Raw genomic sequence first — 24,616 nt, forward strand, 5'->3', positions numbered from 1 at the left:
GGACCGGATCCTAGCGAGGTGCGTGGCCACGGTCGGGGCGCGGTCGGTCGGTGAAGGGGTACTGCCAGGCGCCGCGGGTGGTGGAGTCGAAGCGGTCGCCGGTGGAGACGGCACCGACGCCCCCGTCCGTCAGGGCGAGGGCGTCGAAGTGAGCGGCACGGGCCTCGGGGGCCGTCACTTCACCGGTTCCGGCTCCGATTCGGTCTCGGCGTCCGCCGTGCCCTCCGGGGTGACCGGGGTCTTGACGGAGTCGAGGAGGAGCTGGGCGACGTCGACGACCTGGATCGACTCCTTGGCGGTGCCTTCGTTCTTCCGGCCGTTCACGGAGTCCGTGAGCATGACCAGGCAGAACGGGCAGGCGGTGGAGACGATGTCCGGGTTCAGCGAGAGGGCTTCGTCCACGCGCTCGTTGTTGATGCGCTTGCCGATCCGCTCCTCCATCCACATCCGCGCGCCGCCGGCGCCGCAGCAGAAGCCGCGTTCCTTGTGGCGGTGCATCTCCTCGTTGCGGATGCCGGGCACGCTGGCGATGATCTCGCGCGGCGGCGTGTAGATCTTGTTGTGGCGGCCCAGGTAGCAGGGGTCGTGGTAGGTGATGATGCCCTCGACCGGGGTGACCGGGATCAGCTTGCCCTCGTCGACCAGGTGCTGGAGCAGCTGGGTGTGGTGGATGACCTCGTAGTCGCCGCCGAGCTGCGGGTACTCGTTGGCGATCGTGTTCAGGCAGTGCGGGCAGGTCGCGACGATCTTCTTGGCGGCCCTGGGCTTGCGGGACTCCTCGGTCACCTTGCCCTCGTCGTCCAGCTCCTCGCCGAACGCCGTGTTGAGGGCCATGACGTTCTCCATGCCGAGTTCCTGGAACAGCGGCTCGTTGCCCAGGCGGCGGGCGGAGTCACCCGTGCACTTCTCGTCGCCGCCCATGATCGCGAACTTCACGCCCGCGATGTGCAGCAGCTCCGCGAAGGCCTTGGTGGTCTTCTTGGCCCGGTCCTCCAGGGCGCCGGCGCAGCCGACCCAGTACAGGTACTCGACCTCGGTGAGGTCCTCGATGTCCTTGCCGACGACCGGGATCTCGAAGTCGACCTCCTTGAGCCACTCCAGGCGCTGCTTCTTCGCCAGACCCCAGGGGTTGCCCTTCTTCTCCAGGTTCTTCAGCATCGTGCCGGCCTCGGACGGGAACGCCGACTCGATCATCACCTGGTAGCGGCGCATGTCGACGATGTGGTCGACGTGCTCGATGTCCACCGGGCACTGCTCGACGCAGGCGCCGCAGGTGGTGCAGGACCACAGCACGTCCGGGTCGATGACGCCGTTCTCCTCGGCGGTGCCGATCAGCGGGCGCTCGGCCTCCGCGAGTGCGGCGGCCGGGACGCCGGCCAGCTGCTCCTCGCTCGCCTTCTCCTCGCCCTCCATCGTCTTGCCGCCACCGGCCAGCAGATAGGGCGCCTTGGCGTGCGCGTGGTCACGGAGCGACATGATCAGGAGCTTGGGGGAGAGCGGCTTGCCGGTGTTCCAGGCGGGGCACTGCGACTGGCAGCGGCCGCACTCGGTGCAGGTGGAGAAGTCCAGCAGGCCCTTCCAGGAGAACTGCTCGACCTGGGAGACGCCGAAGACGTCGTCGTCGCCGGGGTCGGTGAAGTCGATCGGCTTGCCGCCCGACGTCATCGGCTGGAGGCCGCCGAGGGCCGTCCCGCCCGTCGCCTCGCGCTTGAACCAGATGTTCGGGAACGCCAGGAAGCGGTGCCAGGCCACACCCATGTTCGTGTTCAGCGAGACCACGATCATCCAGACGAACGAGGTCCCGATCTTGATCATGGCGACCAGGTAGACCAGGTTCTGCAGCGTGCCGACGCCGAGGCCCTTGAAGGCGAGGACCAGCGGGTACGACGCGAAGTACGACGCCTCGTAGTGGTCCACGTGGTGCAGGGCGCCCTCCAGGCCGCGCAGCACGTAGATCGCCAGGCCGATGGTGAGGATGACGTACTCGACGAAGTACGCCTGGCCCGACTTGGAGCCCGCGAAACGGGACTTGCGGCCGGGCCGCGACGGCAGGCTCAGCAGCCGGATGACGATGAGGACGGCGATGCCCAGGATCGTCATCACACCGATGAACTCGATGTAGAGCTCGAACGGCAGGAAGCCGCCGATGACGGGCAGCATCCAGTCGGCCTGGAAGAGCTGGCCGAACGCCTGGGCGAGGGTCGGCGGCAGCGTCAGGAAGCCCACGGCCACGAACCAGTGGGCGACGCCGACGACGCCCCATCGGTTCATACGGGTGTGGCCGAGGAACTCCCGCACCAGCGTCACACTGCGCTGGTAGGGGTTGTCGGTCCGGGTGCCGGCGGGTACGGGCTGGCCCAGTTTGAAATACCGGACGAACTGACCGATGGCGCGCGCGAGCAGGGCGACGCCGACCACGGTCAGGACCAGCGACACGATGATCGCGGCGAGTTGCATTTGGGGGCTCCTCGGGCCTGCGAGGGAGATTACTAAGCGGTAACTTACCCAGTCCGTCTGAGACTACCCGCATCCCTCGTCGCACTGTAGCCAGGTATGGAGTGATCTGAATCGCTGAGGGTCGCCTCACGAACCGAACGCGTTACCTCGCGAACTGAACGTGTTATTCGTACCAAATTGATAGATTCACGCCTAATTTAAGACCGTGCTCTACGGCATCGCCGCCGCTGTCGCGGCCCTCTTCCTCGCCTCGCTGCTCACGGCCGTCCTGCGCGCCCTCGCGCTGCGCCTCGGGCTGCTCGACCGGCGCCGCCGCACCCGCCCCGTTCCGCTGCTCGGCGGAGTGGCCGTCGTGCTCGCCACCCTCGCCGTCGCGGGCACCGGCGAGTGGACGGGGGTCGCCCCGCTCGGCTCCGGCGTCGGCAGGCTCCTGGTCGCCGCCGGCGCCGTCGCCCTGCTCGGGCTGATGGCGGACCTGTGGCGGCTGCGGGCCCGGCTGCTGCTGTGCGGTACGGCGGGGGCGGCGGCCTGCGTGGTGCCCTACGAGGAGATCGGCGTCGTCGGCGGGGTGCTGGCCGTCGGGTGGATCGCCGCCGTCGCCGTGGCCTTCCGGGCGCTGGATCACGCGGACGCGCTGGTGGGGACCGTCGGAGTGGTGACGGCCTTCGGGGTGGGGGTGTGCGCGGCGGTCGAGGTGATGGACGGGCTCGCGGTGCTGCTGAGCGTGCTCGCGGCCGCGCTGACCGGGTTCCTGATGCACAACTGGCATCCCGCGCGGATCGCGCTCGGCGCGTGCGGGGCACTGTTCACCGGGTTCGTGCTCGCCGCCGCGGTCGTGCTGACCCGGACGGGGTACGCGCCGGGGAGTTCCGCGGGCCCGCTGTTCGCGTTCACGGCCGTCGTGAGCGCCGACGTCCTGCTCGTGGTGCTGGCGCGGCGGCTGACCCGGCGGCCCGGCCCCGACCATCTGGCGCACCGGCTGCGGCGGTTGGGGCTCACTCCGCAGGGTGTGACCGTGGTGCTGGGCACCCTCGCCTTCGCCGGGGTGCTCGTCGGCGTCCTGGTGCACACCGGGTGGGCGGGCGAGGCCGCCGTGCTCGGCGTCGCGGGGGCCGCGCTGCTCCTCGTACTCGGACTGCTGCGGGTGAAGACGCGCGCTCGGCTGACGGGAACCTCCGCACATCCTTCCGCGTCCTTGCAGGTCACAGGGCACCTGCGTGTAAGGAACGGATAAGAGTTGAGTCTGTGTGACTCAGGTCTGTTGACCCCGGCGCGGACGTCATGCACACTTGAGCCTGTTCCACTCAAGTCAGCTGGAGGAATCAACCATGGCACGTGCGGTCGGCATCGACCTGGGCACGACTAACTCCGTCGTCAGCGTTCTGGAGGGCGGCGAGCCCACCGTCATCACCAACGCCGAGGGTGCCAGGACCACGCCGTCCGTCGTCGCCTTCGCCAAGAACGGCGAGGTGCTGGTCGGCGAGGTGGCCAAGCGCCAGGCAGTGACCAACGTCGACCGGACCATCCGGTCGGTCAAGCGTCACATGGGCACGGACTGGAAGATCGAGCTCGACGGAAAGCCCTTCAACCCGCAGCAGATCAGCGCCTTCGTGCTGCAGAAGCTGAAGCGGGACGCGGAGGCCTACCTGGGCGAGAAGGTGACCGACGCGGTCATCACCGTCCCGGCGTACTTCAACGACGCCGAGCGCCAGGCCACCAAGGAGGCCGGTGAGATCGCCGGTCTGAACGTCCTGCGCATCGTCAACGAGCCGACGGCCGCCGCCCTGGCGTACGGCCTCGACAAGGACGACCAGACCATCCTGGTCTTCGACCTCGGTGGCGGTACGTTCGACGTCTCGCTGCTGGAGATCGGTGACGGCGTCGTCGAGGTGAAGGCCACCAACGGTGACAACCACCTCGGTGGTGACGACTGGGACCAGCGCGTCGTCGACTACCTGGTGCAGCAGTTCAAGTCCGGTCACGGCGTGGACCTGGCCAAGGACAAGATGGCGCTGCAGCGCCTGCGTGAGGCCGCCGAGAAGGCGAAGATCGAGCTGTCGTCCTCCACGGAGACCTCGATCAACCTCCCCTACATCACCGCCTCCGCCGAGGGCCCCCTGCACCTCGACGAGAAGCTGACCCGCGCGCAGTTCCAGCAGCTGACCGCGGACCTGCTGGAGCGCTGCAAGACGCCGTTCCACAACGTCATCAAGGACGCCGGCATCCAGCTCGGCGAGATCGACCACGTCGTCCTCGTCGGCGGCTCCACGCGTATGCCCGCCGTCGCCGAGCTCGTCAAGGAGCTGACCGGCGGCAAGGACGCCAACAAGGGCGTGAACCCGGACGAGGTCGTCGCCATCGGCGCCGCGCTCCAGGCCGGTGTCCTCAAGGGCGAGGTCAAGGACGTCCTGCTCCTCGACGTCACCCCGCTGTCCCTCGGTATCGAGACCAAGGGCGGCATCATGACCAAGCTCATCGAGCGGAACACGACGATCCCGACGAAGCGTTCGGAGATCTTCACCACCGCCGAGGACAACCAGCCCTCCGTGCAGATCCAGGTCTACCAGGGCGAGCGCGAGATCGCGGCGTACAACAAGAAGCTCGGGATGTTCGAGCTGACCGGTCTGCCCCCGGCGCCGCGCGGCGTCCCGCAGATCGAGGTCGCCTTCGACATCGACGCCAACGGCATCATGCACGTCACGGCGAAGGACCTCGGCACCGGCAAGGAGCAGAAGATGACCGTCACCGGCGGCTCCTCGCTGCCGAAGGACGAGGTCGACCGGATGCGCCAGGAGGCCGAGCAGTACGCGGAGGAGGACCACCGCCGCCGCGAGGCCGCCGAGTCCCGCAACCAGGGCGAGCAGCTCGTCTACCAGACGGAGAAGTTCCTCAAGGACAACGAGGACAAGGTCCCCGGCGAGATCAAGACCGAGGTCGAGGCCGCCGTCGCCGAGCTGAAGGAGACGCTCAAGGGCGAGGACACCGCCGAGATCCGCACCGCCACGGAGAAGGTCGCGGCCGTCTCCCAGAAGCTGGGCCAGGCCATGTACGCCGACGCCCAGGCGTCGCAGGCCACCGCGGGCGGCGCTTCCGAGCAGCCCAAGGCCGACGACGACGTGGTCGACGCCGAGATCGTGGACGACGAGCGCAAGGACGGTGCCGCGTGACGGAGGAGACCCCGGGCTTCGACGAGAAGCCCGACGTCCCCTCCGGCGCCACTCCTGACGACGCCGAGCCGCAGGCCGCCACCCCCTCCCCGGAGGAGGGGGCGGCCCCGGCCGGGGACGCGAACCAGACAGCGGCTCTGGTGGCCCAGCTGGACCAGGTGCGCACCGCGCTCAACGAGCGCACCGCGGACCTCCAGCGGCTCCAGGCCGAGTTCCAGAACTACCGCCGCCGGGTGGAGCGCGACCGGATCACCGTCAAGGAGATCGCGATCGCGAACCTCCTGACGGAGCTCCTGCCCGTGCTCGACGACATCGGGCGGGCCCGGGAGCACGGCGAGCTGGTCGGCGGCTTCAAGTCCGTCGCCGAGTCGCTGGAGACCGTGGCGGCGAAGATGGGCCTTCAGCAGTTCGGCAAGGAGGGCGAGCCCTTCGACCCGACGATCCACGAGGCCCTGATGCACTCGTACGCGCCGGACGTCACGGAGACGACCTGCGTCGCGATCCTCCAGCCGGGGTATCGCATCGGCGAGCGCACCATCCGCCCCGCGCGGGTGGCCGTCGCCGAGCCCCAGCCGGGCGCGCAGACCGTGAAGCCCGCCGACGAGGGCGACGCGCAGGCCGACGACAAGGAGAGCGGTGGCCCGGACGAGGGCTGACGTTGAACGGATGAGAGAGGAGGGACGTCGAGGATGAGCACCAAGGACTTCATCGAGAAGGACTACTACAAGGTCCTCGGCGTCCCCAAGGACGCCACCGAGGCCGAGATCAAGAAGGCGTACCGCAAGCTCGCCCGCGAGTTCCACCCGGACGCCAACAAGGGCAACGTCAAGGCCGAGGAACGCTTCAAGGAGATCTCCGAGGCGAACGACGTCCTCGGCGACCCCAAGAAGCGCAAGGAGTACGACGAGGCCCGCACCCTGTTCGGCAACGGCGGCTTCCGCCCGGGTCCCGGCGCCGGCGGCGGCTCGTTCAACTTCGACCTGGGTGACCTCTTCGGCGGCGCCCAGGGCCAGGGCGGGGGAGCGGGCGGCGGCTTCGGCGGCGGACTCGGTGACGTCTTCGGGGGCCTGTTCAACCGGGGCGGCCCGACGACCGGCACCCGGACCCAGCCGCGGCGCGGCCAGGACATCGAGTCCGAGGTCACCCTCAGCTTCACCGAGGCGATCGAGGGCGCGACGGTCCCGCTGCGCATGTCCTCGCAGGCGCCGTGCAAGGCCTGCTCCGGCACCGGCGACGCCAACGGCACACCCCGGGTGTGCCCGACGTGCGTCGGCACCGGCCAGGTGGCGCGCGGCTCCGGCGGCGGCTTCTCCCTGACCGACCCGTGCCCCGACTGCAAGGGCCGCGGCCTGATCGCGGAGAACCCCTGCGAGGTCTGCAAGGGCAGCGGCCGCGCCAAGTCCTCACGGACCATGCAGGTGCGCATCCCGGCCGGGGTCTCGGACAGCCAGCGGATCCGGCTGCGCGGCAAGGGCGCGCCCGGCGAGCGGGGTGGTCCTGCGGGTGATCTGTACGTGGTCGTCCACGTCAAGGAGCACCCGGTGTTCGGGCGCAAGGGCGACAACCTCACCGTCACCGTGCCGGTGACGTTCACGGAGGCGGCCCTCGGTGGCGAGGTCAGGGTCCCGACCCTGGGCGGTCCCTCGGTCACCCTGAAGCTGCCACCGGGAACGCCGAACGGCCGTACGATGCGGGCCCGGGGCAAGGGCGCGGTCCGCAAGGACGGCACCCGAGGGGACCTGCTGGTCACCGTCGAGGTGAGTGTCCCCAAGGACCTGACGGGGAAGGCTCGTGACGCACTGGAGGCGTATCGCGAGGCGACCGCGGGTGAGGACCCGCGGGCGGAGCTGTTCCAGTCCGCGAAGGGAGCATGAGTCAGCCATGGACATCAACGGCCGTCGACGCAACCCCTATGAGCTGACCGAGGAGACCCCGGTCTACGTCATCTCGGTGGCGGCACAGTTGTCCGGCCTGCACCCGCAGACGCTGCGTCAGTACGACCGGCTGGGGCTGGTGTCTCCGGACCGCACGGCCGGCCGGGGCCGCCGCTACTCGGCCCGCGACATCGAACTGCTCCGCCAGGTGCAGCAGTTGTCGCAGGACGAGGGCATCAACCTGGCCGGCATCAAACGCATCATCGAACTGGAGAACCAGGTCGCGGCACTCCAGTCCCGCGTCGCGGAGCTCCAGGGCGCGCTGGACGGCGCGGCGGCGGCGATGCAGCAGCGCGAGGCCGCGGTGCACGCCTCCTACCGCCGTGACCTGGTGCCGTACCAGGAGGTGCAGCAGACCAGCGCGTTGGTGGTCTGGCGCCCGAAGCGGCAGCAGCAGGGCGACTGAGGCGCGCGGCGGAAGCCGTACGGCTGGAAGGGGCCGGGAGGAGCCGAGAGGCGAACCTCCCGGCCCCTTTGCATGAGCGGCGACCAGGACGCCGGCGACCGGGACCTGCGGGCGGGCCCGGCTGCCTGTTCTGCTGGCTGGGTTCATTCGGTCGTCTGTCGGGTTCGGGCGAGTCCGGTACGCGCTCGTGATCACGACACGTGACGAAAGGGACTGCTTGTACGGGGCTCCTTCTGTGCCTCAACTCCCCATGAATGGAGGGCTCGTAGAGGGTCTCGGGAGATGGTTTCGCCGCGTGTTCACGGGCTAAGCGGAACGTGATGTTGTCATCTCGTTAAGTGATTTCCCTTGACGCTGAGGGGCGCTGACGCGTTGGCTTTTCAGTCATCCGGGCCGCAGTGCCGCGGCCACCTCCGGAAGCAGCAGAAGTGGGCTCATCCATGCGTCGTCGTATCGCCATATCCGTGGTCGCATCGTCGTTGACCCTGTCGCTGGCAGGCTGTGGCGTACTGGGGGCGACCGGCGACAGCAGCGACGCGAGCCCCACCAAGGGCAACGACATCACCGTCGGTCTGCTGCTGCCGGAGACGGCCAACACGCGGTACGACAAGTTCGACTACCCGATCATCAAGGAGCGGGTGGCCGCGCTCACCAAGAACCAGGGCGAGGTCCAGTACGCCAACGCCGACGCGGACGCCGGCAAGCAGGCGAGCCAGATGCAGCAGATGATCGACGAGCAGGTCGACGTCATCCTGCTGGACGCCGTGGACTCGCACGCCATCGCGGGCGGCGTGGAGAAGGCCAAGGAAGCGGGCATCCCGGTCATCGCCTACGACCGGCTCGCCGAGGGCCCCATCGACGCGTACATCTCCTTCGACAACGAACTCGTCGGCGAGGTCCAGGGCCGGTCCCTGATCGACGCGCTGGGCAGCGAGATCGACAGCGCCGACAAGATCGTCATGATGAACGGGTCGCCGACCGACCCGAACGCCAAGCAGTTCAAGCAGGGCGCGCTGTCGGAGCTGAGCGGCAAGGTGACGATCGCCCAGACCTTCGACACCAAGGACTGGAAGCCGGAGAACGCCGAGGCCAACATGGCCGAGGCGATCGGGAAGATCGGCAAGGACAACATCGCCGCCGTGTACTCCGCCAACGACGGCATGGCCGGCGGCGTCATCAAGGCCCTGGAGGCGGCCGGCGTGACCGATCTGCCGCCCATCACCGGGCAGGACGCGGAACTCGCGGGCGTGCAGCGGATCGTCTCCGGCGAGCAGTACATGAGCGTCTACAAGTCCTACCCGCAGGAGGCCGAGGCCGCCGCGGAGATGGCCGTGGCCAAGGTGCAGAGCAGGGACATCCAGTTCGACGCCCTCGCCCGTGACCGGGTCGACAGCCCGACCCACAAGGGCATCCCGGCCCAGCTGGTGTCGGTGGTCGCGCTGACCCGCGAGAACATCAAGGACACGGTGATCGCGGACGGCATCCACAAGGTCGCCGAGATCTGCACGGCCGAGTACAAGGACGCCTGCGCGGAGCTCGGCCTCAAGTAGCGGGCGGCCGGTGCGGTGCACGGCTGGGTGGAGGGGTGGTTCGCGCTCGGAGCGCACCGCCCCTTCGGTCATTCTTCCGGTCAATTTCCCGGGCGCGGTCCGGGCCGCGCGGCCGGGCGGGGCCGACCACGGCGGGGCCTGAACACGCCACCGTCGGCTTGTTGCAATGCGACGGGCAGGGGTAGGGAGAATTCTGGCCATACCGGTGGTTTCCCGCGGTCGCCCGGGAGGGAGCCGTGTTGCGGTGCAGGTCCGGTCCGCGCATAGTTGCGCTGCGGAAGAGGCTGGAACCGGGGGTGGAATGGGCCATGGCCGGGCACGGGACGGACGAGCATCCGCATGGTGCTGACCGACTGTGCGAGGCCGGGGATCGCGTGTATTCCCGGGCCGTACGGCGGGGCCGTGTGCCGCGCCGCGACGCGGAGCCGGTGCCCTGTCTGCTGGAACTCGCCCTGCTGCACCCCGACCCCGACGACATGGACTGGCTGGTCCCGACCTCCCCGCAGGAGGTCATGACCCGGCTGCTGCGCGGGGTGTACGACGAGATCAGCGTCAGCCAGCGACGGGTGGGCTCGGCGGTCGCGGCCTTCGAGTGGTACGCCGGACTGGGCGGCCAGGCCTCCTCCTCCGAAGGCATGGCCATCCGGGTCCTGGACGGCCCCTCACGCATCCAGGCGGCGCTCGACGAGGCCACGGCGGCGTGCACGACCGAGGTGCTCACCGTGCAGCCCGGGGGCATCCGGCGCGAGCACGAGCTGTCGGAGGGCCTGCACCGGGCGCTGGCGCTGCGGGGGCGGGGCGTGCGGATGCGCGACCTGTACAACCACGTCGCGCGGCACGGCCAGGGTCTGCTGAACTACCTGGAGCTGATGGGCGACGCCGTCGAGGCCCGGACCCTGGACGAGGTCATCGACCGCCTGATCCTCTTCGACCGCACGGTCGCCTTCATCCCGGCGAACGCGGACCGCACGATGGCCCTCGAACTGCGGCACCCGGCGCTGGTGGAGTACCTGGTGACGGTCTTCGAGCGCCTGTGGCGGCTGGCGATCCCGCTCACCGCCCCGCTCCCGGACACGGGTATCGAGGGCATCTCCCACCGTGAGCAGTCGATCGCGGCGCTGCTGGCGGAGGGGCACCAGGACGCGGTGATCGCGGAGCGGCTCGGCATCAGCGTCCGCACCTGCCGGGCCCACATCGCCCGCCTCTCCGAGACGCTCGGGGCGGCGAGCCGGACGCAACTGGGGGTCCGGATAGCGCAGGTCGGCCTGGACGGCCCCGCGCGGCCACTCTCGGCCGCGGAGCTCACCCTCCCCGACCAGGGCTCCCCAACGGCCCGCTGAGACCTCGTGAGCCCCGCTCCCGCTCCACACCGTCCGGGTCACCGATCCCCGACTGGTGCTTCGTGTCCTGGCGCTCGCGGCGCCAGGGCCCCCGGCCCGGTGTTCTCGACCCCGGCGTCGGCGGCCCGAGTGCCCGCGGCCGCGACGCCCTGGCCCCCACGCCCTGGCCCTCACGCCCTCGGCCCCGTGCCCCCGGCCCCGTGCCCCCGGCTCCGGCGCCGCAGGTCTCAGTGCTCGCGCTCCAGCATCCCCGACTGTGCGATGAGATAGCCCAGCTGGGCGCGGCTGCCGCTGCCCAGGGCCGTGGCCAGCTTGGCTATGTGGGCCCGGCAGGTGCGGACGTTCATGCCCAGGCGCCGGGCGATGGCCTCGTCGACGTGGCCCTCGACGAGCAGCTTGGCGATGGAGTACTGGACCTCGGAGATGCCGTCGGGCGCGGTCTCGTAGGGGGCGCCGGCGCTGAGCGGGACCGCGCGGCTCCACATGAACTCGAACACTTTGATCAGGTAGCTCACCAGGCCGGGGTGGCGCAGTTCCAGGGCGACCTGTCGGTCGTCGCGGACCGGGATGAAGGCCACGCTCTCGTCGCAGATGATGAGCCGCTCCACCAGTTCGTCGATGGTGCGGTACTCCGCCTTCCCGTCGGTGAACTGCTCCATGTAGGCGAGCCGTTCGGGGCTGTAGCGGGCGGTGTGCTGGTAGAGCGTCCGGATCCGCACCCCGCGCTCGATGAGCGTGCGGTCGCGTTCCATCGCCTCGATGAGCCGGTTCTCGGGGCGCTTGCCTCGGCTCGGCTGCACCGTGAGCACCTCGGACCGGCACTGCGCGGTGGCCAGGTCGAGCGCGTCGTTGATCCGGTCCAGGCCCTCCAGGACGGTGATCGAGTGCGCGGGCGTGACCTGCTGGGCCCCGATGGACATGAACGGGGCGAAGACGTCCGCCAGTTCGATGGACGTCCGCCGGCGCTCGGTGATCTCGCGCTCAATGGGATTGAGCCGCTGGGCCAGGGCGACGGACGGCGGCAGCGGCAGCAGCCAGTCCGGGTCGTCCGGATCGGGGTGGAGCAGGGCGAACTCCATCAGGCAGGGCGCGGCTTCCACCTCCGTACGGGCGATACGTCCTGTACGGAGGGCGTTGGCATAGAGACGACCACCTTCGTCACACAGCTCGGTCACCGCGTGAGGATGCGTCGCCTTAGTCCCATTTGATGCCAAATCTCCACCCCCCAGGGTCCTGAACATGCAGGAACATGATGCATCGATTGTGTGGCCATGACGTGCCTGAATGAGCCATCGTCTTATCCGACGGGGGAAGAGGGGACCTTCAAGTGAGGACGAAGCCGACTATGCGTAAGAGAATGCTTCGCTCGGTGCTTGTCGCCGCCTTCTCCGCCGTTGTGGCCTTCGGAACGCTGAGTGGCCTCTCTGGTGCGAAGAGTGATGCGGCGACGGACGTTGTGCGGTCAGTATCAGTGGTGTCCGGTGATGGAGACGCTCTGGCGTTCCCGGCTGACACCACGTGGGACTGACCATGACCACTCCACCCGACGATCGCTCCTTCCGTAGAGAGATGGCCACCGCCTATCGATCCGGATGGCACTTCATCGACCTGGCCACCGCCATCCCCCACAGCGGTGACTCGTTGATGGTGACCGTGTTCGGTGAGCCCGTCGTCGTCACCAGGGACGATGACGACGACGTGCGGGCGTATCGGTGTCTGCGGCGGCCTCGGGGGGCGCCGCAGCCGGTGCGGTGCGCCATCCGGTACGGAATGATCTTTGTGAACCTGGACCAGCGGGACCATCGTCTGGCGGAGCCGGAGCCATCCGGCGCCATGACCATCTCGGCCACCCCCCGCAGTGCCTGACGCGATTCCCCCGTCGTAACAGATCGCTCAGGTGCTTCCCCCCGCAGCGGCGTCACCGTGACCTGAACACGGTGACGCCGCTGCAGTTTTTGCGCATTTTTCGCGCTATCCCGGGCTATCCGATGCACGTTCGAGTGTGGCCGAAAAGTGCCGCTCCCTGGCGATGGCGCGTTCAAGGCTTCCTCCGGGTACTCCATAGAGACCCGGGTCGCTCCCACCTACGTCCTTGAGTGGAATAGACTCAACTTTGTGGAAGTTGCCTGAGTCAGTCGCTCACGCAAGGAGGAGAACGGACACGTGGACGCCGAGCTGACCAACCGGAGCCGGGACGCCATCAACGCGGCCGGCAACCGGGCCGTGACCGAGGGACACGCCGACCTCACCCCCGCGCACCTGCTGCTCGCTCTGCTCCAGGGGCGGGAGAACGAGAACGTCACCGACCTGCTGGCCGCGGTTGACGCCGATCAGGCGGCCGTACGCGCCGGCACCGAGAAGGTCCTCGCCCAGCTGCCCAGCGTGACCGGCTCCACGGTCGCGCCCCCGCAGCCCAACCGGGACCTGCTCGCCGTGATCGCCGACGCCCAGGCCAGGGCCCAGGAGCTCGGGGACGAGTACGTCTCGACCGAGCACCTGCTGGTCGGGATCGCCGCGAAGGGCGGCGCGGCGGGCGAGGTGCTGACCCGGCACGGCGCCGACGCGAAGAAGCTGCTGGCGGCCTTCCGCACGGCGCGGGGCGGCCGCCGGGTGACGAACGCCGACCCCGAGGGGTCGTACAAGGCCCTGGAGAAGTTCGGTACCGACTTCACCGCCGCCGCCCGCGAGGGCAAGCTCGACCCCGTCATCGGGCGGGACCAGGAGATCCGGCGGGTCGTGCAGGTGCTGTCCCGGCGGACCAAGAACAACCCCGTGCTGATCGGTGAGCCGGGCGTCGGCAAGACCGCCGTCGTCGAGGGGCTCGCCCAGCGGATCGTCAAGGGCGACGTCCCCGAGTCCCTGCGCAACAAGCGGCTCGTCGCGCTCGACCTCGGCGCCATGGTCGCCGGGGCGAAGTACCGCGGTGAGTTCGAGGAGCGGCTGAAGACCGTGCTCGCCGAGATCAAGGACTCGGACGGGCAGATCATCACCTTCATCGACGAGCTGCACACCGTCGTGGGCGCCGGTGCCGGTGGCGATTCGGCCATGGACGCGGGCAACATGCTCAAACCCATGCTCGCCCGCGGTGAGCTGCGCATGGTCGGTGCCACCACCCTCGACGAGTACCGCGAGCGGATCGAGAAGGACCCGGCGCTGGAGCGCAGGTTCCAGCAGGTGCTGGTCGCCGAGCCCAGTGTCGAGGACACCATCGCCATCCTGCGCGGACTCAAGGGGCGCTACGAGGCCCACCACAAGGTGCAGATCGCGGACAGCGCGCTGGTCGCGGCCGCGACCCTGTCCGACCGCTACATCACCTCACGCTTCCTGCCCGACAAGGCCATCGACCTCGTCGACGAGGCCGCTTCCCGGCTCCGCATGGAGATCGACTCCTCGCCGGTCGAGATCGACGAACTCCAGCGCGCCGTGGACCGGCTGAAGATGGAGGAGCTGGCCCTCAGCAAGGAGACCGACGCCGCCTCCCGCGAGCGCCTGGACAAGCTGCGCCGCGACCTCGCCGACAAGGAGGAGGAGCTGCGCGGCCTGAACGCCCGCTGGGAGAAGGAGAAGCAGTCCCTCAACCGGGTCGGTGAGCTGAAGGAGAAGCTCGACGAACTGCGCGGGCAGGCCGAACGCGCCCAGCGCGACGGCGACTTCGACACCGCCTCGAAGCTGCTGTACGGGGAGATCCCGGGCGTGGAGCGGGACCTGGAGGCCGCTTCGGAGGCCGAGGAGGAGGTCGCCAAGGACACCATGGTCAAGGAGGAGGTCGGCTCCGACGACATCGCGGACGTCGTCGCCTCCTGGACCGGCATCCCGGCCGGCCGGCTGCTGGAGGGCGAGACGCAGAAGCTGCTGCGGATGGAGGACGAGATCGGCAGGCGGCTCATCGGGCAGAGCGAGGCCGTGCGCGCGGTGTCCGACGCCGTACGGCGCTCCCGCGCGGGCATCGCCGACCCGGACCGGCCCACCGGCTCGTTCCTCTTCCTCGGCCCCACCGGTGTCGGCAAGACCGAACTCGCCAAGGCCCTCGCCGACTTCCTCTTCGACGACGAGCGGGCCATGGTCCGCATCGACATGAGCGAGTACAGCGAGAAGCACAGCGTCGCCCGGCTGGTCGGCGCCCCGCCCGGGTACGTCGGCTACGAGGAGGGCGGCCAGCTGACGGAGGCGGTGCGGCGCCGGCCGTACAGCGTCGTCCTGCTCGACGAGGTCGAGAAGGCCCACCCCGAGGTCTTCGACATCCTGCTCCAGGTGCTGGACGACGGGCGGCTGACGGACGGCCAGGGGCGCACCGTCGATTTCCGCAACGCCATCCTGGTGCTGACCTCCAACCTGGGCAGCCAGTTCCTGGTGGACCCGATCAGCAGTGAGCAGGAGAAGAAGGAGCAGGTGCTGGAGGTGGTCCGGGCGTCCTTCAAGCCGGAGTTCCTCAACCGCCTCGACGACCTGGTCGTCTTCTCCGCGCTGAACAAGGACGAGCTGAGCAGGATCGCCCGGCTCCAGATCGACCGGCTGGCCCGGCGCCTCGCCGAACGCCGGCTCACCCTGGAGATCACCGACGCGGCCCTGGCCTGGCTCGCCGACGAGGGCATGGACCCGGCGTACGGGGCCCGCCCGCTGCGCCGTCTCGTCCAGACCGCGATCGGCGACCGGCTCGCCAAGGAGATCCTCTCCGGCGAGATCAAGGACGGCGACACGGTCCGGGTGGACACCTTCGGGGACGGCCTGATCGTGGGACCGGCGACCGGCAAGACGCTCTAGCCCGGCCGGTGCGCTTCTCGTCGTGGGCGTCGCGTCAGATCGTGAACGCCGAGAAGCGCACCAGCGCCGTCCGGGCGTCCGAGTGCTCCACCGTCACCTGCACACCGTGCGCGTCGACGTCCGGGGGCAGGGCGTCCGAGTGGCCGAGGTCGAGACACAGGTCCGCGTCCGCGTCCACGCACCCGCTCCGGGGCGCCGGGGCGGCCGGGTAGGTGCCCGCCAGCCAGCCGCGTACGTCCGCGCGTGGCATCCGGAAGACCGCCGTGTAGCCCGTGTCGATCCCGCGCGCCACCGTGCACGACTCGGTACGGGCGCCCTCGGGCAGCGCCGCCCCGCCGAAGGCCAGCGCCTGGCCGCAGTCCGCCTTCTCGGCGACGTATGCGCCGACGTCCTCCTCGTCGGTCAGGACGAAGGCAACCAGGCCCACCACGAGTGTGCCCACGATCAGCACCGGCGCGGCCGCGAGGGCCGCGAAGATCCCCCACCGGGTGCGCCCCCGGGGCCGGTCCCGCCCCTCCGCCTCGCCGTCCCGCACGTCTGTCATGGCCCCCACCTCGTGCCCCGCACCGGCCGACCGGCCGGATCACGTCCGCCAACGGCGGACAGACTACGGCGGGGCTTGCCACCCCCCTCCCCGCATGGGGGAGGATGGCGGAATCCGTACGAAGGGAAATTCACGGTGACCATCGACCCGTCCTCGATTCCGAACTTCGGGGGCAAGCCCCAGCCCGAGCCCCAAGGACCGGCGGGCCCCGTCGTCCCGGATCAGGACCTTGTGAAGCAGCTCCTCGACCAGATGGAGCTGAAGTACGTCGTCGACGAAGAGGGTGACCTCGCGGCGCCGTGGGAGCAGTTCCGTACGTACTTCATGTTCCGTGGTGAGGACGACCAGCAGGTCTTCTCGGTGCGGACGTTCTACGACCGCCCCCACCCGATCGACGAGAAGCCGCAGCTTCTGGAGTCCATCGACGACTGGAACCGGCGGACCCTGTGGCCGAAGGTCTACAGCCACACCCACGACGACGGCACCGTCCGTCTCATCGGCGAGGCCCAGATGCTGATCGGCACCGGGGTCAACCTGGAGTTCTTCGTCTCGTCGACGGTCAGCTGGGTGCGCGCGGCGATCGAGTTCGACCGCTGGCTGGTCGAGCAGCTCGGCCTGGAGAAGGAGATCAACGACTCGGACGAGCCCGAGGGCGACGAGTAGGACGGCCCAGGGCCCTTCGGGAGCCCGGTCAGGGCACCGGCCGGTACGGCCGGGTGCTCGGGCCGGGCTGTGCTGTGTCCGGGGCCGTGTCAGGGGCCCACCGCGCCCCTGAGCCGCGCGCCCGCCTCACCCCGCGAGCGTCTTCAGGCGCCGCACGGCCTCCTCCAGCACCGCCCGCTGCTTGCAGAACGCGAACCGTACGAAGGGTGCCCCCTGCTCGCGGTGGTCGTAGAAGACGGCGTTCGGGATGGCGACGACGCCCGCGCGCTCGGGCAGGGCGCGGCAGAAGGCGATGCCGTCGCTCTCGCCGAGGGGGCGGATGTCAGTGGTGACGAAGTAGGTGCCGGCCGGCTTGAAGACCTTGAATCCCGCGTCCGTCAGGCCCGCCGCCAGCAGATCCCGCTTGGCCAGCATGTCCTCGCGAAACGCGCTGAAGTACGAGTCCGGCAGCGCGAGGGCCTCCGCCACCGCGTACTGGAACGGCCCCGACGCCACATAGGTCAGGTACTGCTTCGCCGACCGCACCGCCGTCACGAGCCCCGGCGCGGAGGTGATCCAGGCGACGCCTCGTTGGCCTGCCTGTTCCCATATCGTGCGACAGGCCCCACTGCGGACCTCCGGCACCGGCGGTGAGCGAGCGCACAACCTGTCCGGACCGGTCTGCCGGCCGTACCGACGGGCTCGGTGACGCGGCACTGTCCGTCGTATTCTGACCACACACGGGAAGGAGCCGTCCATGAGCGTCGACGCGATCGTGCACACCGAGTTCCCCAAGGGGTACACGGTCCTGTTCGGGGCCGACGGAAAGGTGATCATGACCCCGCAGAGCGAAGAGCACTCCAGCACCATCAGGTCGATGCAGATCGACTCCGCTCTTGCCCTCGGCCGTCACGCGAAGGTCACCTCCAATGTCTACATCGATTTCCCCGCCGACGAGAACTCCGCTCCCGACCTCGCGATCCTGCGCGAGGACGCACGCAAGGAAGGCAAGCGCTACAGCTTCGAGGACGTCCTGCTGATCTCCGAGGTCGTCTCGACGTCCTCCGCGCGCAAGGACTACGACGACTGCACCGCGAAGTACGGCCGCTACGGAATCCCGGTCTACCTGGTCGTGGACCCCTACGCCCAGGAAGTCGTCCTTCACACCCAGCCGACCGCCACCGGTTACATCGCCGCACACACTCACAAGTACGGCACGGGCAAGCTCCCCATCCCCCTGGCCGACGGCCGCACCTTCACGCTCGACCTCGACGAACTCCCGCGCTCGGAGCCCGAGGCGGACGCCCGCTGACGAGGGACTCCCGCCTGGCCAGGCCCGTGCCGTCGGCACCACCGTCGCTGGACGTGGTCGTTCCTGGTCGGGGCAGCCGGCTGGGCTGGGGTGGTCCTGCCTTTCCTCGATCGGGATCGGCCGGGGAGGCGTGCCGTTCTGTGCCGTGCGTCCCTACGGCTCGGCGAAGTCCGGCTCGCCGCAGGAAAGTTCGAAGCCGCATTTGCTGCGGGGACAACCACCACGTACTGCCCTTGAGGTAGTGGGCCGCTCGTCCTCGGCCGATTTGCCGGCCCCGTTCGGCGATAGCGTGGCACGGCAAGGACTGCTGCTGACAGGTTGGACGAATTTCATGCGGATGCGGTTCGAACCCGAGGCCGAGGAGGAGTTCGAGGCGGCGTGTGGGCTGCTGGTCGACCGCCTGGTTCGGTGGGCCGGGGAGCAGGGGCTGCCGGTGGAAGGGTTCATGGCCGAGACGGTGCTGGACTTCCGGCACCTGGCGACTGTCGACGGCCGACTGGGGCTGTGGGAGTCGCGTCATGTGGAGGAGCTACTGCTCTCGTGGCTTCCACCGAGCTTCCCGGGGAGGAACGCGCCGACGCCCCGGGCACACTGCGCACGCTACTGCGCTATCTGCACGCCGCGCAGTTGGCGGACCCGCGCGGCCCCTCACTCCAGGATTCCCTTGCCACGGTCGACAGGGTCGCGGAACAACATCTGGCGGCGATGACGGACCGCACTCGCTGGGGATTGGCGAAGTTCTCGGCGATGACGGCCGCGGAGCAGGGTGTGGACGTCCAGGACGGGGCGGCGTTTCAGAGCTTCGCGGACCGGGCGCAGCGTGGGGAGGTCGCCTACGATCAGCAGGCCCTCGCCGCGATCATGGAACGGCGGCTGACCGACCGCGCGCTGGCCGGCGCTGGTTTGGCCGGGGCCGCGGCGCAGGGCCTGCTGGGGGCTGCGGAGATGGCGGCCTTGTTTCACGGCGCGCTCCAGGAGCGCGGCTTCCGGGGCGACGAGGTGCTGGCGGACCGGTTGCGCGCGGCCACGGGAGACGCGGCGATCCCCCTCCTGCGCCCGCTCGCGGTCGATCTGAAGATGCTAGGCAGGCACGCCACCAGGGAAGGGAAGGGCTCCGAGCTGGAGCAGTGGGAGTACGAGATCACCAGTGGCGGCCGGGTTCGCTACTTGGTCAGCCCGGAGACCTCGACTGTGATCCTGGTGTACGCCTCTCCGCGGCACCCGAAGGACACTGAATAGCCCAACCGCCCGGAGGCCCTATGGGCCCAGTGTCTTGAGGCGGGAGGCGGCCTCCTCCAGCACGCCTGTCCGCTTGCAGAACGCGAAGCGGACAAAGGGTGCGCCCTGCTCGCGGTGGTCGTAGAAGACCGCGTTGGGGATCGCGACCACCCCGCAGCGCTCCGGCAGGGCGCGGCAGAAGGCGATGCCGTCGCCCTCGCCGAGGGGACGGATGTCGGTGGTGACGAAGTAGGTGCCGGCCGGCTTGAACACCCTGAATCCCGCGTCCGTCAGGCCCGCCGCCAGCAGGTCCCGCTTGGCCAGCATGTCGTCGCGGAACCCGGAGAAGTACGCGTCCGGCAGCGCGAGGGCCTCCGCGACCGCGTACTGGAAGGGCCCCGACGCCACGTACGTGAGGTACTGCTTCGCCGACCGCACCGCCGTCACGAGCCCCGGCGCGGAGGTGATCCACCCGACCTTCCAACCGGTGAACGAGAAGGTCTTTCCTGCCGAGCTGATCGTCACCGTCCGCTCCCTCATACCGGGGAAGGCGGCCAGCGGCACATGCTCGGCGTCGCCGAAGACCAGGTGCTCGTACACCTCGTCGGTCACCACCAGCAGATCCCGCTCGACGGCCAGCTCCGCGACGGCGGTCAGCTCCGCGCGCGTCAGCACGGTGCCGGTCGGGTTGTGCGGGGTGTTGATCAGCAGCAGGCGGGTGCGGTCGGTGACGGCGGCGCGCAGTTCGTCGAGGTCCAGCCGGAACGAGGCGCCGCCCTCGCCGTCCGGCCGCAGGGTGACCGGCACCCGGGTGCCGCCCGCCATCGCGATGCACGCCGCGTACGAGTCGTAGTACGGCTCGAGGGCGATCACCTCGTCACCGGGTTCCACCAGCGCCAGCAGCGCGGCGGCGATGGCCTCGGTGGCGCCCGCGGTGACCAGGACCTCGGTGTCCGGGTCGTAGGACAGCCCGTAGCGCCGCCGCTGGTGCGCGGTGACGGCGGCCCGCAGCTCGGGGACGCCGGGGCCGGGCGGGTACTGGTTGCCGCGCCCGTCGCGCAGGGCCCGTACGGCCGCCTCGCGGACCTCCTCGGGGCCGTCGGTGTCGGGGAACCCCTGGCCCAGATTGATCGAGCCCGTGCTCAGGGCCAGCGCGGACATCTCCGCGAAGATCGTCGTCCCGAACTCTGCGAGGCGGCGGTTGAGGAAGGGGCGCTCGATGGAGGTCATGCCGGTCATCCTGCGCGCAAGCTCTGGAGTTCCTCAACTCTGCTTTGGGCCGGGCGGTGGCCGGGCATCTCCTCGGCACGCAAGAGAACGGGGCGCCCACGGGGGGCCGCTTCGGGGGAAACGGAAGGAGGGTGACGCCATGGTCTTCGGCATCATCCTGGCGCTCTTCATCGCTTTCGTGCTCGTGGGCATCGTGGCCTCGGCCCGCAGCGGCCGCAGGACGGTGGGCAACCGGTCCGGACGACGCAGCGGTGCGTCGGACGGCGGCGGCGGCAGCTGGTGGGCCGGCGGCGGAGACGGCGGGTCGGGCGACTCCGGGGGCGGAAGCTCCTGCGGGGGTGGCTCGTCCTGCGGAGGCGGCGGCGGATGCGGGGGAGGCAGCTGACACGGGGCAGCTGAGCTCCGGTAGGGGGAACCGCATCCCTGCCGCGCGGCGCCCGCCGGGCCGCGGTCCGGCGGGCGCCGTCCCTGCGCCGGTCCGGCGCGGTTCGCGCTCCCTCCGGCGTACGCCGAGCTCGCTCAGTCGTACGCCTTGGTTGAACAGTTGAGCTGAGGAGCCCTCTGAGGGATGGAAACCCCACGAAGTTGGGTAAAAACGCTGTGGGGTCGCCACAGTTCATGATTCCCTCTACATCACGAACGCGGCCCTCGGACGTCCTGCGGACCCCGCCACCGACCGGGCTCCTGACAGGACCGCCGGGCCGATCTCCCGGTGTCGACCGGGGTGCGCCGGACCCACCCCGCCTTTCTTTGCGTGCTAGCGGAGCCGACCCATGCTCACGACCCTGAACACCTCCTACACCGACACGCGCGCGGCCGACCTCGCCTGGGCGCTGGGCCGTGAACCACTGCCCGCCCTCGCCACCCTCGACCTCGAACTGGGCGAGGCGAAACTCCAGTTGCGCCTGCTCGGCGCGTCCCACCAGGTGCTCCTGGAGGAGGAGCGGAGCAGCTGCTCGGAGACGGTGGCGTGCATCGCGGGCAGCAGCACACCGCTGCCGCTCGGCGTCGCCAAGCGGGTGGGGGACTGGGAGTACGAGTTCGCCGCGCGCGTCGAGGCGCTGTCACCCGGCTCCTTCGCGGGCCGCGCCCAGGAGTTGCTGGCCCTCGTCTCCGACCACCCCCACGGCCTGGTCGGCGTCTTCCCCGGCAGCCCGCACGCCTTCACGGCCCTGCTCGCCCAGCACCACGAGGGCCAGGTCCACTGGCGCACGTGGCACGCCTATCCCCAGGACGGGCAACTGGTCGCGACGCGGACGCGGGTGGGCGTCCGGGCGACGGGGGGCCGTCGACGCCGGGCTCCCGCCGCAACCGTGTCCGGCGACTGAGGACAAGGCCGTTCGAGCCGAAGGCGGGGTCCGGCATGCCGAAGGCCGAGTTCCGGGGCGCAACCCCCGGCGACGCCCGTTCAAACGTCCCGGCCCTCGACAGCGCACGGTTCCACACGTGTGGGTGACGAATACCTCCGCACCTGTGACGTAACGTCGCGGTTGTGATCGACCCGCACGCGCCGGCCCCACCCGGCACCCCGCCCGCCTGGCGCGCCCCCGCGCGGATCCCCGTGCGGCAGGCGACCGGACGGTTCCTGGTCCTGGCGGGCGTGTTCGTCTGTGCGGCCTGCGGACTGGTGTACGAACTCGAACTGGTCGCCCTCGCCTCGTACTTGAGCGGCGACTCGGTCACCCAGGCCTCCGTCGTGCTGTCCGTCATGGTCTTCGCCATGGGCATCGGCTCGCTCGCCGCCAAGCGGCTGCGCCGCCACGCCGCCGCCGGGTTCGGCGCCGTCGAGGCGACCCTCGCCCTGGTCGGCGGGTGCAGCGCGATGGCCCTGTACGCGGTCTTCGCCTGGACCGGCGACTGGGGCGGCCTGTGGGCCGACGGCCCCCGCTGGCTCCTGGTCGCCTTCTCCCTCGGCATCGGACTGCTGATCGGCGCGGAGATCCCCCTGCTGATGGAGCTGATCCAGCGCGTCCGCCGCCAGGACGCGGGCGGCGCGGTGGCCGATCTCTTCGCCGCGGACTACGTCGGCGCCCTGGTCGGCGGCCTCGCCTTCCCGTTCCTCCTGCTGCCGTTCCTGGGCCAGTTGACCGGCGCACTGCTCACCGGCGCGGTCAACGTCGTCGCCGGCGGCTGCCTGGTGCTCGGTCTGTTCCGGCGCGATCTGACGTGCCGTGCCCGCTGGCTGCTGATCGTCGCCAACGTCGCCGTCCTCGGCGTCCTCGCGTCGGCCGCCGTCCTCGTCGACGACTTCGAACGCGCCGCCCGCGCCGCCGTGTACGGCCGGGACGTACGCGTGGCGCTGCAGACGGACGTCCAGGAGATCGTCCTGACCGGCGGCACCGAGGGCCAGCCCCTCGACCTCTTCATCGACGGCCGGCTGCGCGTCAGCGGCCGCGACGAACGCCGGTACCACGAAGCGCTGGTGCGCCCCGCGATGAACGGCACGCACGCGCGCGTCCTCATCCTCGGGGGCGGCGACGGACTGGCCGCCCGCGAGGTGCTGCGCCACCCGGGCGTACACCGCGTCGACATCGTGGAACTCGACGCGCAGGTCGTGGAGTTGGCGGACCGGGATCCGGCGCTTTCCGAGCTCAACGACCACGCCTACGACGACCCGCGCGTCCACGTCACCACGGCGGACGCGTTCGGCTGGCTGCGGAGTCCGCCGGCCGCCGCGTACGACGTGGTGATCGCGGATCTGCCCGACCCGGGCATCACGGACAGCACCAAGCTGTACTCCCAGGAGTTCTACGGCCTCGCCCGGCGCGTGCTGGCCGACGGTGGCCGGCTGTCCGTGCACGCGGGCCCGGTCCGCTCCCGCCCGGAGGCGTTCTGGACGGTCGAGACGACGATGCGCGCGGCGGGCCTGCACACGGCCCCGCACCGGGTGTCCGGCCAGGACGCCGCGTCCACCGCCGACCGCACACCGGGCCCGGCCCACGACTGGGGCTTCGTCCTGGCCGCCACCGACGGCACACCGTCCCTGGGTACGGCCGGTCACGTCCCGGCGCCCCGGATGACGGGGCTGCCGGCCTCCACGCTGGTCCATCCGAGGTACTGAGGGCACCGGAGAGATAGCGGGCGAGTTGCCGTCGAGGGGAGCGTACTTTCGGTCACCCCGGGTAGGCTCCGTCGGCATGGAGCATGAGGTGTTCGTTCCGGTTCCCCCCGCCCTGCTGGGCGCGGCGCTGGCCGACCCGGCCCGGGTCGCCCGGGCCGTTCCCGGGCTCCAGCAGGAGGCGGGTGCCGAGCCCGTCGCCGGGCGGCTCAAGGTACGGGTCGGCAGTCACTCCATCACCTACCGGGGCACCGTCCGCGTCTCCCCGCAGGACGACGGTTCGTACACCGTCGAGGGCGACGCCACCGAGACCCGCGGCACCGGCGCGGTCAAGCTCGCGCTCACCGTCCGCCTCCGCGACACCGACGGCGGCACCACCCTCACCGTCCAGGGCAGCGCCTCGGCCGACGGCCGCATCACCGAGCTGCCCGCGGACACGGTCCACTCCGCGGTGACCCGCCTGCTCGACCGCACGGCGGAGAAGCTGGCCACCGACGCCGGGCAGGAGCGGGAGGAAGCGCCGCAGCCGCCCGCCGGGAAGCAGCGGGTCACGCCCGTGGCGCCCGCCGAGGAGCGCCAGGCGGAGGCCGCGGCCGGGAAGCAGCAGGGGTCGCCGGAGGCGTCCGCCGAGGAGCGGCAGGCGGGGGACGCGGCAGGGGCCGCCGCCGGGCAGTCGCAGGACGACGCGCCCGAGGCGTCCGCGGGGCAGCAGCAGGACGCGGCGGAGGCGTCCGCGGGGCAGCAGCAGGACGCGGCGGAGGCGCCGGCCGGGCAGCCGCAGGACGTGCCCGAGGCGCCCGCCGAGGAGGCGTCCTCCGTCTTCGGTACCGAGGTCCCGCCACCGTCCCTCGACCGCTCCGCCGACGACCCCGACCTCGCGGACGCCGACGCCGACGCCGGCTCCCAGGGCTTCGCCAACGCCCCCCCCGACCCCCGGGGGCCGGCGGAGGGCCCGCTCGACCTGCCCCCCGAGCGACGCGACCCCGCCCGGGGGGGC

The 24,616-nt window shown here is 70.5% G+C and carries 21 protein-coding genes and 1 pseudogene; 16 read left to right on the forward strand and 6 right to left on the reverse strand.

Annotated features, from left to right (window positions below; translation table 11 throughout):
- Positions 1-10 precede the first annotated feature (10 nt).
- Positions 11-178, reverse strand: a complete 168-nt coding sequence (locus AB0O67_RS18605) for a hypothetical protein (protein ID WP_365451299.1) — start codon at positions 176-178, stop codon at positions 11-13.
- Positions 175-2,457 carry a (Fe-S)-binding protein gene (locus AB0O67_RS18610; protein WP_365451301.1) on the reverse strand — a complete coding sequence of 761 codons (2,283 nt, stop codon included), beginning with the start codon at positions 2,455-2,457 and terminating at the stop codon, positions 175-177. The genes AB0O67_RS18605 and AB0O67_RS18610 overlap by 4 nt, the downstream gene beginning before the upstream one ends.
- A 205-nt stretch (positions 2,458-2,662) precedes the next feature.
- Here AB0O67_RS18610 and AB0O67_RS18615 point away from each other — a divergent pair, with 205 nt between their 5' ends.
- The 7 genes from AB0O67_RS18615 to AB0O67_RS18645 all read left to right on the forward strand — a co-directional run bounded on the left by AB0O67_RS18615 (position 2,663) and on the right by AB0O67_RS18645 (position 10,854).
- On the forward strand, positions 2,663-3,691 hold the full coding sequence (locus AB0O67_RS18615) for an MraY family glycosyltransferase (protein WP_365451303.1): 1,029 nt from the start codon (positions 2,663-2,665) through the stop codon (positions 3,689-3,691).
- 94 nt (positions 3,692-3,785) lie between these two features.
- Complete coding sequence (dnaK, locus tag AB0O67_RS18620; protein ID WP_365451305.1) at positions 3,786-5,624, forward strand: molecular chaperone DnaK; 1,839 nt, start codon at positions 3,786-3,788, stop codon at positions 5,622-5,624.
- Positions 5,621-6,280 carry a nucleotide exchange factor GrpE gene (gene grpE, locus AB0O67_RS18625; RefSeq protein WP_365451307.1) on the forward strand — a complete coding sequence of 220 codons (660 nt, stop codon included), beginning with the start codon at positions 5,621-5,623 and terminating at the stop codon, positions 6,278-6,280. The genes dnaK and grpE overlap by 4 nt, the downstream gene beginning before the upstream one ends.
- A gap of 33 nt (positions 6,281-6,313) precedes the next feature.
- On the forward strand, positions 6,314-7,498 hold the full coding sequence (dnaJ, locus tag AB0O67_RS18630) for a molecular chaperone DnaJ (protein ID WP_365451309.1): 1,185 nt from the start codon (positions 6,314-6,316) through the stop codon (positions 7,496-7,498).
- Positions 7,499-7,511: 13 nt separating this feature from the next.
- Positions 7,512-7,964, forward strand: coding sequence for a helix-turn-helix domain-containing protein (locus AB0O67_RS18635; RefSeq protein ID WP_365451339.1), 453 nt, complete (start codon positions 7,512-7,514; stop codon positions 7,962-7,964).
- A gap of 440 nt (positions 7,965-8,404) precedes the next feature.
- Positions 8,405-9,514 carry a substrate-binding domain-containing protein gene (locus tag AB0O67_RS18640; protein WP_365451311.1) on the forward strand — a complete coding sequence of 370 codons (1,110 nt, stop codon included), beginning with the start codon at positions 8,405-8,407 and terminating at the stop codon, positions 9,512-9,514.
- A 308-nt stretch (positions 9,515-9,822) separates the two neighbouring features.
- On the forward strand, positions 9,823-10,854 hold the full coding sequence (locus AB0O67_RS18645) for a LuxR C-terminal-related transcriptional regulator (protein WP_365451313.1): 1,032 nt from the start codon (positions 9,823-9,825) through the stop codon (positions 10,852-10,854).
- A gap of 227 nt (positions 10,855-11,081) precedes the next feature.
- Here AB0O67_RS18645 and AB0O67_RS18650 read toward each other — a convergent pair whose 3' ends face one another.
- Positions 11,082-12,095, reverse strand: coding sequence for a helix-turn-helix transcriptional regulator (locus tag AB0O67_RS18650; protein ID WP_365451315.1), 1,014 nt, complete (start codon positions 12,093-12,095; stop codon positions 11,082-11,084).
- Positions 12,096-12,384: 289 nt separating this feature from the next.
- Here AB0O67_RS18650 and AB0O67_RS18655 point away from each other — a divergent pair, with 289 nt between their 5' ends.
- Entirely contained in the window at positions 12,385-12,720 is a 336-nt protein-coding gene (locus AB0O67_RS18655) for a hypothetical protein (protein WP_365451317.1), read from the forward strand.
- A gap of 297 nt (positions 12,721-13,017) precedes the next feature.
- On the forward strand, positions 13,018-15,615 hold the full coding sequence (gene clpB / locus AB0O67_RS18660; protein ID WP_365451319.1) for an ATP-dependent chaperone ClpB: 2,598 nt from the start codon (positions 13,018-13,020) through the stop codon (positions 15,613-15,615).
- Positions 15,616-15,649: 34 nt separating this feature from the next.
- On the opposite strand, the gene AB0O67_RS18665 is transcribed toward clpB, so the two are convergent.
- Positions 15,650-16,159 (reverse strand): hypothetical protein, encoded by a 510-nt coding sequence (locus AB0O67_RS18665; protein WP_365451321.1) that lies wholly within the window; start codon positions 16,157-16,159, stop codon positions 15,650-15,652.
- 135 nt (positions 16,160-16,294) lie between these two features.
- On the opposite strand from AB0O67_RS18665, the gene AB0O67_RS18670 reads away from it, so the two are divergent.
- Entirely contained in the window at positions 16,295-16,822 is a 528-nt protein-coding gene (locus AB0O67_RS18670; RefSeq protein WP_365451323.1) for a YbjN domain-containing protein, read from the forward strand.
- Between the two features lie 126 nt (positions 16,823-16,948).
- Here the strand turns inward: AB0O67_RS18670 and AB0O67_RS18675 are convergent.
- Positions 16,949-17,380: pseudogene (locus tag AB0O67_RS18675) on the reverse strand (aminotransferase class I/II-fold pyridoxal phosphate-dependent enzyme); the annotation flags it as partial.
- A gap of 178 nt (positions 17,381-17,558) precedes the next feature.
- Here AB0O67_RS18675 and AB0O67_RS18680 point away from each other — a divergent pair.
- Positions 17,559-18,113, forward strand: a complete 555-nt coding sequence (locus tag AB0O67_RS18680; RefSeq protein ID WP_365451325.1) for a Uma2 family endonuclease — start codon at positions 17,559-17,561, stop codon at positions 18,111-18,113.
- 540 nt (positions 18,114-18,653) lie between these two features.
- Complete coding sequence (locus AB0O67_RS18685) at positions 18,654-19,352, forward strand: hypothetical protein (RefSeq protein WP_365451327.1); 699 nt, start codon at positions 18,654-18,656, stop codon at positions 19,350-19,352.
- Between the two features lie 18 nt (positions 19,353-19,370).
- On the opposite strand, the gene AB0O67_RS18690 is transcribed toward AB0O67_RS18685, so the two are convergent.
- Positions 19,371-20,570, reverse strand: coding sequence for a pyridoxal phosphate-dependent aminotransferase (locus AB0O67_RS18690; protein WP_365451328.1), 1,200 nt, complete (start codon positions 20,568-20,570; stop codon positions 19,371-19,373).
- Positions 20,571-20,700: 130 nt separating this feature from the next.
- Here AB0O67_RS18690 and AB0O67_RS18695 point away from each other — a divergent pair, with 130 nt between their 5' ends.
- The 4 genes from AB0O67_RS18695 to AB0O67_RS18710 form a co-directional block, all read left to right on the forward strand.
- On the forward strand, positions 20,701-20,946 hold the full coding sequence (locus tag AB0O67_RS18695) for a hypothetical protein (RefSeq protein WP_365451329.1): 246 nt from the start codon (positions 20,701-20,703) through the stop codon (positions 20,944-20,946).
- A gap of 388 nt (positions 20,947-21,334) precedes the next feature.
- Positions 21,335-21,889: a DUF2617 family protein gene (locus AB0O67_RS18700; RefSeq protein ID WP_365451331.1), complete on the forward strand. Its 555-nt coding sequence runs from the start codon at positions 21,335-21,337 to the stop codon at positions 21,887-21,889.
- 164 nt (positions 21,890-22,053) lie between these two features.
- Positions 22,054-23,622: a polyamine aminopropyltransferase gene (locus AB0O67_RS18705; protein ID WP_365451333.1), complete on the forward strand. Its 1,569-nt coding sequence runs from the start codon at positions 22,054-22,056 to the stop codon at positions 23,620-23,622.
- 76 nt (positions 23,623-23,698) lie between these two features.
- The coding region (locus AB0O67_RS18710) for an SRPBCC domain-containing protein (protein ID WP_365451335.1) at positions 23,699-24,616 on the forward strand (918 nt) is incomplete at its 3' end.

Source organism: Streptomyces sp. NPDC086077 (genome assembly GCF_040686175.1).
Taxonomy (GTDB): domain Bacteria; phylum Actinomycetota; class Actinomycetes; order Streptomycetales; family Streptomycetaceae; genus Streptomyces.